At 68.7% G+C, this 14,470-nt stretch carries 14 protein-coding genes and 1 pseudogene; 3 read left to right on the plus strand and 12 right to left on the minus strand.

Going from position 1 to position 14,470, the window contains the following annotated elements; genetic code table 11:
* Positions 1-82 precede the first annotated feature (82 nt).
* From MTR62_RS12320 to MTR62_RS12330, 3 genes are all read left to right on the plus strand, one after another.
* A complete protein-coding gene (locus MTR62_RS12320) occupies positions 83-1,021 on the plus strand; it encodes a LysR family transcriptional regulator (protein ID WP_244021298.1) in 939 nt (312 codons plus the stop codon).
* A gap of 117 nt (positions 1,022-1,138) precedes the next feature.
* On the plus strand, positions 1,139-1,672 hold the full coding sequence (locus tag MTR62_RS12325; RefSeq protein WP_244021300.1) for a phosphoribosyltransferase: 534 nt from the start codon (positions 1,139-1,141) through the stop codon (positions 1,670-1,672).
* A gap of 97 nt (positions 1,673-1,769) precedes the next feature.
* A complete protein-coding gene (locus MTR62_RS12330; RefSeq protein ID WP_244021302.1) occupies positions 1,770-2,348 on the plus strand; it encodes an LOG family protein in 579 nt (192 codons plus the stop codon).
* 88 nt (positions 2,349-2,436) lie between these two features.
* On the opposite strand, the gene MTR62_RS12335 is transcribed toward MTR62_RS12330, so the two are convergent.
* The 12 genes and pseudogenes from MTR62_RS12335 to MTR62_RS12390 form a co-directional block, all read right to left on the minus strand.
* The gene (locus MTR62_RS12335; protein ID WP_244021304.1) at positions 2,437-3,579 is read right to left on the minus strand and encodes a nucleoside hydrolase; all 1,143 of its coding nucleotides are present in this window, start codon (positions 3,577-3,579) and stop codon (positions 2,437-2,439) included.
* Positions 3,579-4,595 carry an adenosine deaminase gene (locus MTR62_RS12340; protein WP_244021306.1) on the minus strand — a complete coding sequence of 339 codons (1,017 nt, stop codon included), beginning with the start codon at positions 4,593-4,595 and terminating at the stop codon, positions 3,579-3,581. Before MTR62_RS12340 ends, MTR62_RS12335 begins: the two co-directional genes overlap by 1 nt.
* A complete protein-coding gene (gene guaD, locus MTR62_RS12345) occupies positions 4,592-5,884 on the minus strand; it encodes a guanine deaminase (protein ID WP_244021307.1) in 1,293 nt (430 codons plus the stop codon). Before guaD ends, MTR62_RS12340 begins: the two co-directional genes overlap by 4 nt.
* A complete protein-coding gene (gene xdhC, locus MTR62_RS12350; RefSeq protein ID WP_244021308.1) occupies positions 5,884-6,801 on the minus strand; it encodes a xanthine dehydrogenase accessory protein XdhC in 918 nt (305 codons plus the stop codon). The genes guaD and xdhC overlap by 1 nt, the downstream gene beginning before the upstream one ends.
* Positions 6,798-9,143: a xanthine dehydrogenase molybdopterin binding subunit gene (xdhB, locus tag MTR62_RS12355; protein ID WP_244021309.1), complete on the minus strand. Its 2,346-nt coding sequence runs from the start codon at positions 9,141-9,143 to the stop codon at positions 6,798-6,800. The genes xdhC and xdhB overlap by 4 nt, the downstream gene beginning before the upstream one ends.
* Positions 9,136-10,560, minus strand: a complete 1,425-nt coding sequence (gene xdhA / locus MTR62_RS12360) for a xanthine dehydrogenase small subunit (RefSeq protein ID WP_244021310.1) — start codon at positions 10,558-10,560, stop codon at positions 9,136-9,138. Before xdhA ends, xdhB begins: the two co-directional genes overlap by 8 nt.
* Before the next feature lies 1 nt (position 10,561).
* Positions 10,562-10,894, minus strand: coding sequence for a hydroxyisourate hydrolase (gene uraH / locus MTR62_RS12365; RefSeq protein ID WP_244021311.1), 333 nt, complete (start codon positions 10,892-10,894; stop codon positions 10,562-10,564).
* A complete protein-coding gene (locus tag MTR62_RS12370) occupies positions 10,891-12,348 on the minus strand; it encodes an FAD/NAD(P)-binding protein (RefSeq protein WP_244021312.1) in 1,458 nt (485 codons plus the stop codon). Before MTR62_RS12370 ends, uraH begins: the two co-directional genes overlap by 4 nt.
* Positions 12,345-12,797, minus strand: coding sequence for a 2-oxo-4-hydroxy-4-carboxy-5-ureidoimidazoline decarboxylase (gene uraD, locus MTR62_RS12375; protein WP_244021313.1), 453 nt, complete (start codon positions 12,795-12,797; stop codon positions 12,345-12,347). Before uraD ends, MTR62_RS12370 begins: the two co-directional genes overlap by 4 nt.
* Complete coding sequence (gene hpxZ, locus MTR62_RS12380) at positions 12,797-13,177, minus strand: oxalurate catabolism protein HpxZ (protein ID WP_244021315.1); 381 nt, start codon at positions 13,175-13,177, stop codon at positions 12,797-12,799. Before hpxZ ends, uraD begins: the two co-directional genes overlap by 1 nt.
* The gene (puuE, locus tag MTR62_RS12385) at positions 13,174-14,070 is read right to left on the minus strand and encodes an allantoinase PuuE (RefSeq protein ID WP_244021323.1); all 897 of its coding nucleotides are present in this window, start codon (positions 14,068-14,070) and stop codon (positions 13,174-13,176) included. Before puuE ends, hpxZ begins: the two co-directional genes overlap by 4 nt.
* 17 nt (positions 14,071-14,087) lie before the next feature.
* Positions 14,088-14,470: pseudogene (locus MTR62_RS12390) on the minus strand (alanine--glyoxylate aminotransferase family protein); the annotation flags it as partial.

The following is a 14,470-nucleotide window of genomic DNA, read 5'->3' on the forward strand; positions in this document are numbered from 1 at the left end:
CAACAAAATGCAATGGTAGCGCAAAATGAGCTACAAAAATGCGCGCACCCTCACCGGTGCGCGCGCTTCAGGGTCAAGGATCATGCCAGCTTTCTCGCGCTTCCTGCGCTATTTCATGGCGGTCGGCCGGCTCGGCTCGATCCGCCGCGCGGCGGACGAGCTGAACCTGTCGGCCTCCGCGATCGATCGCCAGATCCTCAACGTCGAGGCGGAACTGGGCGTTCCGCTGTTCGAGCGCCTGCCCACCGGGCTCAAGCTGACTGCGGCGGGCGAGGTGATGATGGCCTCGGCGCACCAGTGGGAACAGGGCATGGCCGACGTGCGCGCCCGGATCGAGGACTTGCGCGGGCTCAAGCGCGGCCATGTCGAGATCGCGGTGATCGACGCGCTGGCCAAGGGCTACATCCCGCGCACCGTGTGCGACATCCAGGAGCGCTACCCTGGCATCACCGTGGGCCTGCGCGTGCTCGACAACGATGCGGTGCGCCGCGCGATCATCCAGGGCGAGGTCGACTTCGGGATCATGTTCGATCCGCAAAGCTTCCGCGATCTCAACGTGCGCGCCTTTGTCGAAGTGGTGCTCGGCTTTCTCACCCCGCCCGGCCACCCCTTCGGCGCGCGCAAGGAAGCGCGCTTTTCGGCCTGTGTCGGCGAACCGGTGATCGCGCCGGTCGAACCGCTCGCGGTCGGCCAGCAGGTCTCGGTGCTCGAAGCGGCGACCAACGTGCCGGTGCGCCGCAAGGTCACCTCGGACAATATCCAGGCGATCGCCTCGCTGGTGATGGAGGGCGCCGGGATCGGCATCCTGACCTCGCTCGACGTGCTCACCGAAGTGCAGAGCGGGGCCTTGCAGTTCACCCGCATCACCGATCCGATCCTGCGCCCGATGACGCTGGCGCTGTGCACCGCCTCGGCGCGCACGCCGTCCTACGCCGCGACGATGGTCCTGCGCGAGATCGAGAACGGCTTCGCCCAGCTCGACCATGGCCTGCGCGAACAGAAGCTGGACGTCGCGCAATGACCGCGCGCGTGGAAAATCACGCGATACGCGGGGGAATAGGCGCCGTGGACAATTGTCCGGCGATCACCGATTGTCTACCGCTCTTGGCTTTCCCAATTGCTTTCAGGAGTTCCGCTCATGGGTGAAACCTCGGAGCCGCAGCTGCAATATCTCGAATACTACGAGGACTTTCTCGCCAAGGTGCGGGTGCTTTCGCGCAAGGTCGCCGAAAGCGGCTGGATGCCCGATTTCGTGATCGGCATCGGCCGCGGCGGTCTCGTCCCCGGTTGCTACATCTCGCACCAGCTCGAAGTGCCGATGCTTTCGATCGACCATTCCTCCAAGATCCCCGGCTTTGCCGACGAGCTGCTGGCCAAGGTCGCCGCGATGAGCGGCGAAGGCAAGAAGCTGCTGTTCATCGACGACATCAACGATTCGGGCGGGACCATCGAATATCTGCGCGCCCGCCTCGACGAGGGCGGCTGCAACCGCGAAACGACGCGCTTCGCCGTGGTCATCAACAACATCGCGTCCAAGGCCAGTGTCGACCTGTGGGCCGACACGATCGACCGCACCGAGGACAAGCGCTGGTTCGTGTTCCCCTGGGAATCGGTGGGCACGCGCGAGAGCATCACCGCCGAGGCGCTGTCGGTGCCCGAGCGCCTCGCCTGAGGCCATCTGTCCCGGTGGCGCGCGCCTGACAGCGTCGGGCGCGGCCGCCACCGTCCCTTTTTCGCCCCTCCCTCCCCTCATCAGGAAGACCCAATCCATGCGCATCTGTGTCTATCTCGGCTCCTCTCCCGGTCGCGATCCCATCTACCGCGAGACGGCGCACGAGTTCGGCACGCTGCTCGCCCAGCGCGGCATCGGGCTGGTCTACGGTGGCGGCGAAGTCGGCCTGATGGGCGTGATCGCCGATGCCGTGTGCGCGGCGGGCGGCGAGGTGATCGGCGTCATTCCCGAAGCGCTGCGCGCGCGCGAGAAAGACCACCAGGGCATCACCGAGCTGCACGTCGTCAAGTCGATGCACGAGCGCAAGGCGCTCATGGCCAAGCTGTCCGATGGCTTCGTCACGCTGCCCGGCGGCATCGGCACTTTCGAGGAAATGTTCGAGGCCTGGTGCTGGTCGCAGCTGGGCTACCACGCGAAGCCGGTGGGCCTGCTCAACGTGGGCGATTTCTACAACGGCCTGATCCAGTTCATCGACAAGATCGTCGCCGAAGGCTTCCTGCAGGACCGCCACCGCGACATGCTGATCGTCGACAGCAAGCCCGACCGCCTGCTCGACCGGATCACGAGCTTCATCCCGCCCCAGACCGAACACTGGCTCCACGAAGGCGAGAACTGAGCGCGCCGGCCATCAGGCACCGAAAAAAGGGGGCGGCGGATCATGTGATCCGCCGCCCCCTTTTTTGGTGTCCACGCCCAGGCCCGGTTCAGCGCTGGCCTGCGCCCTTTTGCGCGCCTTCGCGCATCGCCTCGACCATGTCCGCCTCGAGCCGCCGGGGGTCGATCGCCAGGACCACGTGCGCCTTGCGCTCGCCAAGCCCCGGCTGATAGCCCTCGCGCCAGCTCAGCGTCGCACCGTAGTTGGGGCCGAACTGGGTGTCGTAATCGACGTAGAGGTCATCGGCCTTGGTAACGATGCCGGGGTCGAGCACGTAGCCCGCCGCGATCTCGTCCCACAGCGGAAAGCCCGGTTCGAGCGCGGCGATGAACGCGCCCACGCGCGGCGGTGCGGCCTTGGCCATGCGCGCCAGCAGCTCGGGCGAGCGCTGCGTCGCGGTCGAGGGATCGACCGGGACCACCGTCAGCCGGGGCCAGGGCGCGTGCGAGACGATGCTCGACGCCTCGGGATCGAAGGCCATGTTGAATTCGCGGCGCGGCAGGTTCTCGAACTCGCGCGCGAAGTCGGCGGCCGAACGGTTGTCGAGCACCTGGTGCGGGTTGAAGCTGCCCCCCATGTAGACCAGCTCCTTGACGAGACTGGCAAACTGCGGGTCGAGCTTCTGCGCGAGCGCGAGATTGGTCATCGGCCCACAGGCGACGAGAGTGATCTGGCCGGGGTACTTGTGCACCATGCGGATGAGGAAGTTGGCCGCAATCTCATCCGATTTGCGCAGCTTGGGGTTGCCTTCGGGCAGATTTACCGGATCGAACGGCCCGTGATAGCTCGGGGTCGACTGTTCGGTCGGCTCGACCCACTGGCGCATCCACGCGCCCTTCCACACCAGCTTGCCGTAGAGCGCCTCCCAGCGCCGGGTCTTTTCCTCGGAGTTGAGCAGCGGGAAGGTCGCCCCCTCGGCCACCGGAACGTCCTCGCGCCCGATCGTCTCGAGCCCGCGCAGCGCCAGCGCGGTGGCGCGGTTGGCCCAGACGTCGCCCGACACGGTGGTGATGCCGATCACGTCGACCTTGTCGCTCTCGAGCAGCATGAGGTGCATGAGCGCAAAGCCCTCGTCCTCGATGATGACCTTGCGCCGTTCGGTTTGCGGCGGCGCGTCGGCCGCCTGGACGGCGGCCAGCGGCGCGAGCCCGGCGGAGACGAGGAGGGCAAGCGCCCCGAGCACACGGCGCATCAGGCGTTCTCCTCGAGGAAGGCGTCGATCGCCGCGAGGTGGCGCGCCACCGCGTCTGGCGGCAGGAACGAGCCCGTGAAACTGTTGCGCGCGAGCGTTGCGAGGTCCGCGCGCGTCAGCCCGCGCCCCTCGACGACAGCGCGGTAGTTGTCGGCGATGTAGCCGCCGAAATAGGCCGGATCGTCGGCGTTGAGCGTCGCTTTGAGCCCGGCCTTGAGCATCGCATCGATCGGGTGGCTGGCGATGTCGTCGATCACGCAGAGCTTGAGGTTGGAGAGCGGGCACACTGTCAGCGTCATGCCCATCTCGGCAAGGCGCTGGGTCAGCGCGGCATCCTCAAGCGCGCGGTTGCCATGATCGATGCGGTCCACTTCGAGGAGGTCGAGCGCCTGGTAGACATATTCGGGCGGGCCTTCTTCCCCGGCGTGGACGGTGATCTTGAGCCCCTTCTCGCGCGCGGCGGCGAACACGCCCGCGAACTTGACCGGGGGATGGCCGACCTCGCTCGAATCGAGCCCGGCGGCGGTGATCCGATCGAGCCAGGGCTCGGCCATGGCCAGCGTCGCGAAGGCTTCCTCTTCGCTCAGGTGGCGCAGGAACGAGAGGATGAGCTGCACGCTCATGCCCAGCGTTTCGCGCGCTTCCTCGGCGGCCGAGAGCAGCCCCTCGATCACTTCCTCGAAGGCGATGCCGCGATCGGTGTGGGTCTGCGGATCGAACATGATCTCGGCGTGGACCACCCCGTCGGCGGCGGCGCGGCGGAAGTAGGCCATCGCCAGATCGTGGAAATCGGCGCGGGTCACCAGCACGCTCGCCCCGGCGTAGTAGATGTCGAGGAAGTCCTGCAAGTTGCTGAAATCATACGCCGCGCGCACGTCCTCGACGCTGGCGTAGGGGATCGCGACACCGTTGCGCCGCGCCAGTTCGAACATCAGTTCGGGTTCGAGACTGCCTTCAATGTGCAGGTGCAGCTCGGCCTTGGGCAGGCCTTTGATGAAGGCGTCGAGATCGGTCATGTGGGTTTCCTCTGCCAGGCGCACTGGCCCAGAATATAGGTTCGGGCGATCGCCCGGTCGTCGCCCAGAATCTGCAATGCAAAAAGCCGTTCCGCAAGTGCGGCATCGCGCGTACGGCGCGCCAGCAGCGGGGTCGCGCCCGCGTCGAGCACGGCAAAGTCGGCTTCCTGCCCCTCTTCCAGCGCGCCGACCTTGTCGGCTATCCCCAACAATCGCGCGCTGCCCCCGGTCGCCAGCCACAGCGCCCGGAACGGGTCCATGCGCTCCTCGCGCGCGAGCGCGACCTGATAGGCCAGCCCGGCGGTGTGCAGCATCGAGAAGGTCGTGCCCGCGCCGATGTCGGTGCCCAGCCCGAGCCGCACGCCGATCCGGTCGGCCTGCCCGAAGTTGAAGTGACCCGAGCCCAGGAACAGGTTCGAACTCGGGCACACCGCGATCCCCGCCCCGCTTTCGTGCAGGCGCGTGCAGGCCCGGTCCGACAGGTGGATGCCATGCGCGAAGACCGAACGCGAACCGACCAGACCGAAGCGGTCATAGACGTCGAGATAGTCGATCGCCTCGGGAAAGCGCGCGGCGACGGCGGCGCATTCGTGGACGTTCTCGGCCAGGTGGGTGTGCAGCAGCGCGTCGGGATGCGCTTCGAGGAACGCGCCCGCTTCGGCCAGCTGCGCATCGCTCGAGGTCAGCGCGAAACGCGGGGTCATCGCGTAGCCCAGCCGCCCGCGCCCGCGCCAGCGCCGGATCAGCGCCTCGCTCTCGGCCCGTCCCGTCTGCGGCGTATCGCGCAGGCCCTCGGGGCCCAGGTCCATCAGCACCTTGCCCGAGATGATCCGCATCCGCCGCGCCAGCGCCGCCTCGAACAAGGCGTCGACCGAATGTTCGTGGACGGTCGGGAAGACCAGCGCGCTGGTCGTCCCGTTGCGCAGCAGTTCGGTCAGGAACGCCTCGGCCAGCGCATCGGCGTGGGCGCGCGCGGCAAAGGCCTTCTCCGCCGGGAAGATGTGCCGTTCGAGCCAGTCGAGCAGCTGTTCGCCGTGCGCGGCGATGCGGTCCATCTGCGGGTAGTGGACGTGCGCATCGATAAAGCCGGGCACGATCAGGCCGTCCAGCCGCTCGACCGGGACATCGGCGAAGCGCGCGGCAAGGTCGGCATAGGCCCCGCGCGCGAGGATCACGCCGTCCTCGATCACCAGCAGCCCGTCCGCCTCGTGGCGCACCGCCTCGCTGCCCGCCTCGCGCGGGTCCTGCGCGACCGAAAGCAGCTCGCCGCGAAAGGCTTTGAGGCCCATTACCGTCCCCTCAACTGGAGCAGCTGCGCCAGCACCGAAATGGCGATCACGTCGGGCTCCTTGCCCTTGACGCCGGGCACGCCGATCGGCGCGGTGAGGCGGGCGCGCGCCGCCTCACCCACCCCGTCGGCCCGCAGCCGCGCGTTGAACCGGGCGAGCTTGGTCGACGAGCCGATCAGCCCGACGAAGGCCACCGGATCGCGGCTCAGCGCGGCCAGCGTCAGATGGTAGTCGAGCGGATGGTCGTGCGTCAGGATGACGATCGCCGCGTCGGCCGGGGCCTGCTCGATGCAGGTGGCGATGTCTTCAAGCGCGACCACCGTGACCCCGTCGATCGCCGCCATCTCAGGGCGCGTGTCGAACCAGGCGAGCTGGAGCGGCAAGCCGGTCGCGTGGCGGGCGATGGCCTGGCCGACGTGGCCTGCACCGAACAGGTAGACCGGACGCGGACGCTCCCCCACCGGCTCGATCACGCGCGTCCCCGCCTCGGGCTTGTCGCCGCGCGCGGACTGGCGGGTCGCGGTCTCGCGATCGAAGATGCGGCGCGCAAGCGTCGTCTCGCCAAAGCGGGTTTCCAGCATCCGGCCCGGTTCCGCATCGTGCAGCCAGTCGAGCCCGGTGGGGTCGAGATGCTCGATCAGCAGGCGCACCCGCCCGCCGCAGCACTGGCCGAGCAGCGGGCCGAGCGGATAGTCCTGCACCCGCCAGCTCCCCGCCGGCATGGCGAGGATCGCGCGCGCCTGTTCGACCGCGCGGTATTCCAGGCTTCCCCCGCCGATGGTGCCTTCCTGGTCTTCGCGGCGCACCAGCATCCGCGTGCCCGCCCCGCGCGGCGCCGAGCCTTCGGTGGCGAGCACCGAGACGAGCGCGCAGGGCGCCTCCTCGAGCCGCCGCAACCAGCCGATCCACTGCGTCATGCGTGCACGCCTCCGGCCGCACGGCGGTGCGCGGCGATGGCCTTGAGAATGGCCTCGGGCGTTGCGGGCGCGTCGAGCGGGGGCAGCGCGCGCACTTGCGGCGCCGCGGCGGCCACCGCCCGGTTCAGCGCCGAGAACACCGAGATCGCGAGCATGAACGGCGGTTCGCCCACCGCCTTGGAGCGGTTGATCGTCGGCTCGACGTTCTGCCCGTCCCACAGTTCGATCGAAAGGCGTCTGGGCCGATCGGACGCGGTCGGGATCTTGTAGGTCGCGGGGCTGTGCGTGAGCAGCCGCCCGTCGGCGTGCCAGACCAGTTCCTCGGTGGTCAGCCAGCCCTGCCCCTGCACGAACCCGCCCTCGATCTGGCCCTTGTCGATCGCGGGATTGAGCGAGGCGCCGACATCGTGCAGCACGTCGACCGCCAGGACCTTGTGTTCGCCGGTCAGCGTGTCGACCGCGACTTCGCTGACCGAGACACCATAGGCAAAGTAGTAGAACGGGCGGCCCTTGTGCGCCGCGCGGTCGTAGGCGATGTCGGGCGTCGCGTAGAACCCGGTGGAGCTGAGCGAAATGCGCCCCATGTGCGCGCGCCGGGCCAGTTCGCCGAAGGTCATCCGCGCGTCCCCTGCCAAGACGCCTTCGGGGGTGAAGCGCACCGCGTCTTCGCCGCAGCCAAAGGTGCGCGCGAGGAAGGTTTCGAGCCGCGCGCGGATGGTCATCGCCGCGTTGTAGGCGGCCATGCCGTTGAGGTCCGCGCCCGAGCTTGCCGCCGTTGCCGAGGTGTTGGGCACCTTGTCGGTGCGCGTCGCGGTGCAGCGGATGCTGGCCAGCGGCACGCCGAACACGTCGGCGACGACTTGCGCGACCTTGACGTAGACGCCCTGCCCCATCTCGGTGCCGCCGTGGTTCACCTGGATCGAACCATCGGCGTAGACGTGGATCAGCGCGCCCGCCTGGTTGAGGTGGGTGGTGGTAAAGCTGATCCCGAACTTGACCGGGGTGAGCGCGATGCCGCGCTTGATGACCGGGCTTTGCGCGTTGAACGCGGCAATGGCCTTGCTGCGCGCGTCGTAGTTGGCGCTCTGACGCACGTGCGCGATCATTTCGGGCGCGATGTTGTCCGCAACGGTCATGCCATAAGGCGTCTCGTTGCGGCCCGGCGCGTAGAGGTTCGCCACCCGCAGGTCGAGCGGATCGCGTCCGAGGTGGGCCGCGACGTCATCGAGAATGCGCTCGATCGCGAGCATCCCCTGCGGCCCGCCAAACCCGCGAAACGCGGTGGCCGAGACGGTGTTGGTCTTGAGCCGCTCGGAGGTGATCAGCACGTCGGGCAGGTAGTAGCAGTTGTCCGCGTGGAACATCGCGCGATCGTTGATCGCGGGCGACAGGTCGACGCTCGCCCCGCACGGGCTCGACAGGAACAGGTCGAGCGCGAGCAGCTTGCCCTGCGCATCGAAGCCCACTTCGTAGGCGACGTCAAAGGGGTGGCGCTTGCCGGTCATGACCATGTCATCGTCGCGGTCGGCGCGAAACTTGGCCGGGCGGCCGGTCTTGGCTGCGACGAGCGCGGCCGCGCCCGCGAACAGCGCGGCCTGCGTTTCCTTGCCGCCGAACGCCCCGCCCATGCGGCGCACCTCGACCGTGACGTCGGCGCTGGTGAGGCCGAGCAGGTGCGCGACGAGGTGCTGCACTTCGCTGGGATGCTGGGTCGAACTGACGAGGTGGACCTGGCCATCCTCGCCCGGCGTTGCCACCGCGATCTGCCCTTCGAGGTAGAAGTGGTCCTGCCCGCCCATCGCAAAGCCGCCCTTGAGCCGGTGCGGCGCGGTTTCGAGCGCGGCGAGCGCATCGCCGCGCGCCATGCGCTGGGTCGGCTCGATCAGGCTGTCGGCCGCGCGCGCCTGCGCGGCGGTAATCGCGGCGGGAAGCGGTGCGTATTCGATCTTGCCCAGCCGCGCCGCGCGGCGCGCGGCATCGCGGCTCGTCGCGGCGACGAGGAACAGGGCCTGACCGTGGCTCAGCACTGCGCCCTCGGCAAGCAGCGGATCGTCGTGCGCGACGGGGGCGACGTCGTTGGCGCCGGGAATATCGGCGGCGGTATAGACCGCAAAGACGCCCGGCGCGGCGCGCACCGCGGACAGGTCCATCGCCACGATCTTCGCGTGCGCCTGACTGCTCTGCCCGAAGGCGAGGTGCAGCATCCCCTCGGGCTCGGACAGGTCATCGGCGTAGCGCGCCGCGCCGGTCACGTGCAGGTGCGCGCTCTCGTGCGGGTGGCCCGGCTTTTCGAGCACCGGCATGGCCGCATCGGCGGCGGCGGCACGATCGCGCTCAGCCATCGATCGCCTCCATGTCGAGCACCGAGATCGCCACGCCCTGTTCGCGCAGGTACAGACGGCGCAGCAGGTTGCCCGCCGCCTCCAGCCGATAGTCGGACGATCCGCGCACGTCGGTCAAAGGGGTGAAGTCGGCGCGCAGCGCCTCGGCACCGCGCTCCATCGTCGCAAGGCTGAAGGGCTGGCCGACCAGCGCCGCCTCGCAGGCCGCAGCCCGGCGCGGGGTCGCCGCCATGCCCCCGAAGGCAAGCCGCGCCGAAGCGATCACACCATCCTCGAGCGTCAGCGCCAGCGCGCCGCACACCGCCGAAATATCGCTGTCGAACCGGCGCGAAAGCTTGGCCATGTGGATCACCGCGTTGACGGCGGGGCGCGGGATGCGCACGCTCTCGACGAATTCGCCGGGCTGGCGGTCCTGCTTGCCGTAGTCGATAAAATAGTCTTCGAGCGGCAGGGTCCGGCGCCCTTGCGCGCTGCGCAGCGTAAGCTCGGCGCCCAGCGCGATCAGCGCGGGCGGGCCATCGCCGATCGGTGACCCGTTGGCGATATTGCCACCCACGGTCCCCGCGTTGCGCACCTGAAGCGCGGCAAAACGCCGCCACAGTTCGCCAAGATCGGGATGCAGCCGGGCGAGCGCCGCGTGCGCGTCGGCGTGGCGCACGTTGGCGCCAAGGACGAGCGCGTCCTCGCTCTCGGTGATCGTCGCCAGTTCGGCGATGTCGCCAAGGAAAATCACGGTGTCGAGCGTCCTGAGCCCCTTGTTGACCCACAGCCCGACATCGGTTGCCCCGGCCACCAGCGTGGCGCCGGGATGTTCGGCCAGCAGCGCGGCGAGCTCCCCGGCGGTGACGGGAGCGAACCAGCGCCGGCCCTGCCATTCGCCCGAGGCCGGGGTGCCTGCGATTTTCGCGAGCTTTGCGGCCAGTTCGCCATCCTCGCGCGGGAGGCAGGAGACCAGCTCGCCCGCCTCGAGGATCGGGCCGTAACCGGTGCAACGGCACAAGTTGCCCGCGATCACGTCGGCCACCGGCAACTCGCTACCGCAGGCCCCGATCGCGCGGCCATAGAGCGACATGACGAAGCCCGGCGTGCAGAACCCGCACTGCGAAGCGCCGTTGCCCGCCATGCAGGCCTGTAAGGAATTTGGCACGCCATCGGCGCACAGGCTCTCCACCGTCAGCAGCGCCTTGCCGTGAAGCATCGGCAGGAACTGGATGCAGGCGTTGAGCGCGCGCCAGCGCACGCCGCCTTCGTGAAGAGCGCCCACCAGCACGGTGCAGGCGCCGCAGTCACCCTCGGCGCAGCCTTCCTTGGTGCCGGTGCGGCGCAGCGTGGTGCGCAGGAAATCGAGCACCGAGCCGGTCGGATCGAGCGTGTCGAGATCGACCCGCTCGCCATCGAGAAGAAACGAAACCGCCATGTCAGCTGCCCCGGTAGGTCGAATAGCTGAACGGGGATACCAGCAGCGGTACGTGGTAATGCCCTGCCGCCTCGGCCACGCCGAAGTCGATGCCGACCACGTCGAGGAAGGGCACTTCGGGAAGCGCCAGCCCGCGCGCGCGGAAATAGTCGGCCACCGCGAAGGCAAGGCGGTAGGTGCCGGGCGCGATCGCGGGCAGATCGGGGCAGCGCCCATCGGCGTTGGTCGTGCCCGCGAACAGCGTCGCGCCATCAGCCCCGTGGAGCGTCAGCGCAACGCCCGCCGCCGGGCAGCCGTGCGCGGTGTCGAGGACGTGGGTGGAAAGGCTCGTCATGCCGCCTCCCCTTCCGAAGCCAGGGGCCAGCTGCCGAGGAATTCGGGCGTATCGTAGGCGAGGAATTCCTCGACCAGCACGTCCTTGTCATCGAGGAACAACTGGTCCGCCACCGCGCGCAGCAGGCGCGGAAGCGCGAGGTGCAGCCCCGAAAGCGCCGAGGCCGACAGGCCAAGGCTGATCAGCGCGGAATAGTTGAACGCGAACAGGCCGTGCAGCTTCGCCCCGTCCGCGCCTTCGCATGGCCGGAACTCGAACCCGTCGCCAAGATAAGGGTGCGCGTCGATCAGCGCGTTGCGCTTGCCCGCAGGCGTCACCCGCTCACCCCAGCGGGCGATCAGCGGGGCGAGGTCGGCGAGTTCGGGGCGCAGCGCGGGATCGCTGACCAGCCCGGTGGAAATCACCACGAAATCGAAGTCGTGGTGCCCGTGCGGCGTGGTGACGCGCACCAGCCCCTCGTGCTCGGCAACATCGAGCCAGGGCGCCCCGGTGTGGAGCGCAAACCCCGGCCAGGACGCGGCGCGTTCGAAGGTGTCGTTCGTCGGCGGCTGGTTGTGGCCGAGGAAACAGTCCATCGCGGCATACTTGGTCGCATCGTCGAGCGCGGGATAGCGCGCGGCGAAACCGACCTGTTCCATGAAGCGGATGGGGTTGACGCGCGGCAGCTGCGCGCGGCGGATGAACACTTCGGCCCCCGCCACGCCGTTCGAAAGCGCATGGTTGGCGTTGTCGAAGGCCGAGGCCCCGCCGCCCAGGATGCCGATGCGCTTGCCGTGAAGCGCGGCGAAATCGATCGGCTCGCTGGTGTGCGCCCAGAGCCGCTTGGGCAGATTGTCGCGCACCAGCGCAGGCGTGTGCCATTCGCCGCCGCCCTGGATGCCGGTGGCCAGCACGACCTTGCGCGCCAGCTCCACCGTGCCGTTGGCAAAGTGCAGGCGGTGCAGCGGCTCGCCCGCGACCGGCTCGATCCGCATCAGTTTGGCATCGTTGGCGACCGGCAGGCGCAGCGCCTCGCGATACCAGCGCAAATAATCCATCCAGTCGCCGCGCGCGATCTTGTCGAGCTGTTCCCAGCTCTGCGCGCCGTGCTGCGCTTCCCACCAGGCCTGATAGGTGAGCGAAGGCACGCCGAAATCGATCGGGGTCAGCGTCTTGGGCGTGCGCAGCGTGACCATGCGCGCATAGGTTTCCCACGGCCCTTCGTAGCCCGCCCGGCACTCGTCGAAGACCATGACGTTGGTGACGCCTTCGCGCCTCAGGCCAAAGGCGGTGGCCAGCCCGCACTGCCCGCCGCCGATGACCGCGACGTCCAGCACCTCCTCGCCGTCGAAACGGCGCGGGCGCACCCATTGCGGGCGGTTGAAACCGATAAGCTCCAGCTCGCGCGCGAGCCGCGCCTCGAGCGCCGCCAGCCCCCCATCCGGCCCCCCGGCCAGCCCTGTTGTCGCACTCATGTCCTGTCTTCCAGTCGCAGGCGGACGATTTCGCCAATCTGCCCCAGGGCCGTGGCGATTTCGGTCTCGCTATCGTTGTCGAGGCGTGCGGCCATCGCGGCCAGGATGCCCGCCTTGTCGGTCAGGCGCACGCAGATGATGAAGGGAAAGCCGAAGCGTTCGCGGTAAGCCGCGTTGAGCCGGTGGAACGCGGCGTATTCCTCGGGTGTCAGGCGGTCGAGCCCGGCGCTGGCCTGTTCGGCCGCGCTGGCCTCGGTCAGCGTCTTGTCGATCGCCGCCTTGCCCGCGAGTTCAGGGTGTGCGCGGATCAGCGCCAGCTGTTCCTCGCGGGTCGCCCCGGTCAGCACCGCCAGGAGATCGGCGTGCCGGTCCCCGCTCGACGGCGCGGCATCGGCGCGCGCCTCGACCCAGGGGCTGTGCTCGAACAGGGGCTCGCCGCGCACCGGCATCAGTGGGTGCTGCCTTCGAGGCTGACGTGCGCCGAGACGACCTTCCAGCCGTCGGGAAACTTGACCCAGCTCTGCGTCTGGCGCCCGCGCCGGTCCGAGCCTTCGCGGAAGAATTCGGCATCGGCGGTGGCGAAGCGATCGCCATATGTCACGATCGAGACCTTGCCGAGCTTGCGCTGCGGCGAGCCCCCGCGCCCTTTTCGGAATTCACGGATTTCCTCGATGCCGTAGAGCACCTCGCCCACACCGTAGCGGTTGGTGGTCGGCGCGTCGTGGAACAGCTGGTCCATCGCCGGGATGTCGTCCTCCATCAGCGCGCGCTCGTACTCGTTGAAGGCGGCGGTGACTTCGGCCAGCAGTTCGGGATCGTCGATAGTCATGCAGCGTCTCCGTCGTAGGGGTAAAGGGTCTGCCAGTGGCGGGCGATGTCGATCCGGCGCGCGACCCAGGCCTCCCCGCTCGCCGCGACATGATCGAGGAACTTCGCGACCCAACGCGCACGGCCGGGCTTTCCGGCGATCCGCGCATGGAGCCCGATCGACATCATCCGCCCGCCTTCCTCGACCAGCTGGTCGAAGGTGTCGCGCATGTGGCGGAAGAACTGTTCGCCCTCGGTAAAGCCGTTGTAGGCGACGATCTTCATGTCGTTCACATCGAGCGTGTAGGGCACGATGAGCTGGGGCGTGCCGTACTTGTCGTCCCAATAGGGCACGTCGTCGGCGTAGCTGTCGGCATCGTACACGAAACCGCCCTCCTGCGCCACCAGCCGGGCGGTGTTGGGCGAGGTGCGGCCCTGATACCAGCCCAGCGGGCGTTCGCCGGTGACCTTTTCATGCAGCGCGATCGCCTCGGCGATGTGCGCCCGCTCGGTCGCCTCGGGAACGGTCTGGTAGTCGATCCAGCGCAGGCCGTGGCTGGCAATTTCCCACTGCGCCGCCTGCATCGCGGCAACAGCCTCGGGATTGGCTTCGAGCGCCCTGGCGACCCCGAACACGGTCACCGGCAGGTCGCGCGCGGTGAACAGGCGGTGGAGCCGCCAGAACCCGGCGCGGCTGCCGTATTCGTAGAGGCTCTCCATCGCCATCGCGCGATCGGGATGGCTGCCCGCGCCGACCATTTCGGACAGGAAGGCCTCGGACCCCTTGTCGCCGTTAAGGACCGAGTTCTCCGCGCCTTCCTCGTAGTTGATGACGAACTGCACCGCGACGCGCTTGCCATCGGGCCAATGCGCCTCGGGCGGGGTCGCCCCGTAGCCGACGAGATCGCGCGGCAGGCCGGTTGCCGGTCCGCTCACTTGGCCGCCCCGGCGCTGGTGCCCTGCCTGTCCCAGGCGTCCATCGCGGCCGGCACCGCCTCGCCCAGCGGGAGCACGAAACCGTTGGCGCGAAGGCTCGCCTCGAGCGCGCCGAGCGTGATGAGCACCTTGTGCTTCATCGCGTTGTAGCCCATCGCGCCCAGCCGCCAGATCTTGCCCTGGAGCGGGCCGAAAGCGGTGCCGATCTCGATCTCGAACGCCTCGCGCATCATACTCCGCACCGCTTCGCCATCGACGCTGCCCGGGATGTAGACGCCGGTCACGTTGGTCATGCGCGTCGCGTCCTGGCCGAACACGGTAAGCCCCATCGCGCGCAGGCCCGCGGCCATCGCGCGGCCGGCGCGGGCGTGGCGGTTGT

The organism is Novosphingobium organovorum, assembly GCF_022832435.1.
GTDB lineage: Bacteria > Pseudomonadota > Alphaproteobacteria > Sphingomonadales > Sphingomonadaceae > Novosphingobium > Novosphingobium organovorum.

Bases quoted from the DNA above. Each gene is read 5' to 3' on its own strand.
- MTR62_RS12320 (WP_244021298.1), top strand. From the start codon at position 83: ATGCCAGCTTTCTCGCGCTTCCTGCGCTATTTCATGGCGGTCGGCCGG.
- MTR62_RS12325 (WP_244021300.1), top strand. From the start codon at position 1,139: ATGGGTGAAACCTCGGAGCCGCAGCTGCAATATCTCGAATACTACGAG.
- MTR62_RS12330 (WP_244021302.1), top strand. From the start codon at position 1,770: ATGCGCATCTGTGTCTATCTCGGCTCCTCTCCCGGTCGCGATCCCATC.
- MTR62_RS12335 (WP_244021304.1), bottom strand. From the start codon at position 3,579: ATGCGCCGTGTGCTCGGGGCGCTTGCCCTCCTCGTCTCCGCCGGGCTC.
- MTR62_RS12340 (WP_244021306.1), bottom strand. From the start codon at position 4,595: ATGACCGATCTCGACGCCTTCATCAAAGGCCTGCCCAAGGCCGAGCTG.
- guaD (WP_244021307.1), bottom strand. From the start codon at position 5,884: ATGGGCCTCAAAGCCTTTCGCGGCGAGCTGCTTTCGGTCGCGCAGGAC.
- xdhC (WP_244021308.1), bottom strand. From the start codon at position 6,801: ATGACGCAGTGGATCGGCTGGTTGCGGCGGCTCGAGGAGGCGCCCTGC.
- xdhB (WP_244021309.1), bottom strand. From the start codon at position 9,143: ATGGCTGAGCGCGATCGTGCCGCCGCCGCCGATGCGGCCATGCCGGTG.
- xdhA (WP_244021310.1), bottom strand. From the start codon at position 10,560: ATGGCGGTTTCGTTTCTTCTCGATGGCGAGCGGGTCGATCTCGACACG.
- uraH (WP_244021311.1), bottom strand. From the start codon at position 10,894: ATGACGAGCCTTTCCACCCACGTCCTCGACACCGCGCACGGCTGCCCG.
- MTR62_RS12370 (WP_244021312.1), bottom strand. From the start codon at position 12,348: ATGAGTGCGACAACAGGGCTGGCCGGGGGGCCGGATGGGGGGCTGGCG.
- uraD (WP_244021313.1), bottom strand. From the start codon at position 12,797: ATGCCGGTGCGCGGCGAGCCCCTGTTCGAGCACAGCCCCTGGGTCGAG.
- hpxZ (WP_244021315.1), bottom strand. From the start codon at position 13,177: ATGACTATCGACGATCCCGAACTGCTGGCCGAAGTCACCGCCGCCTTC.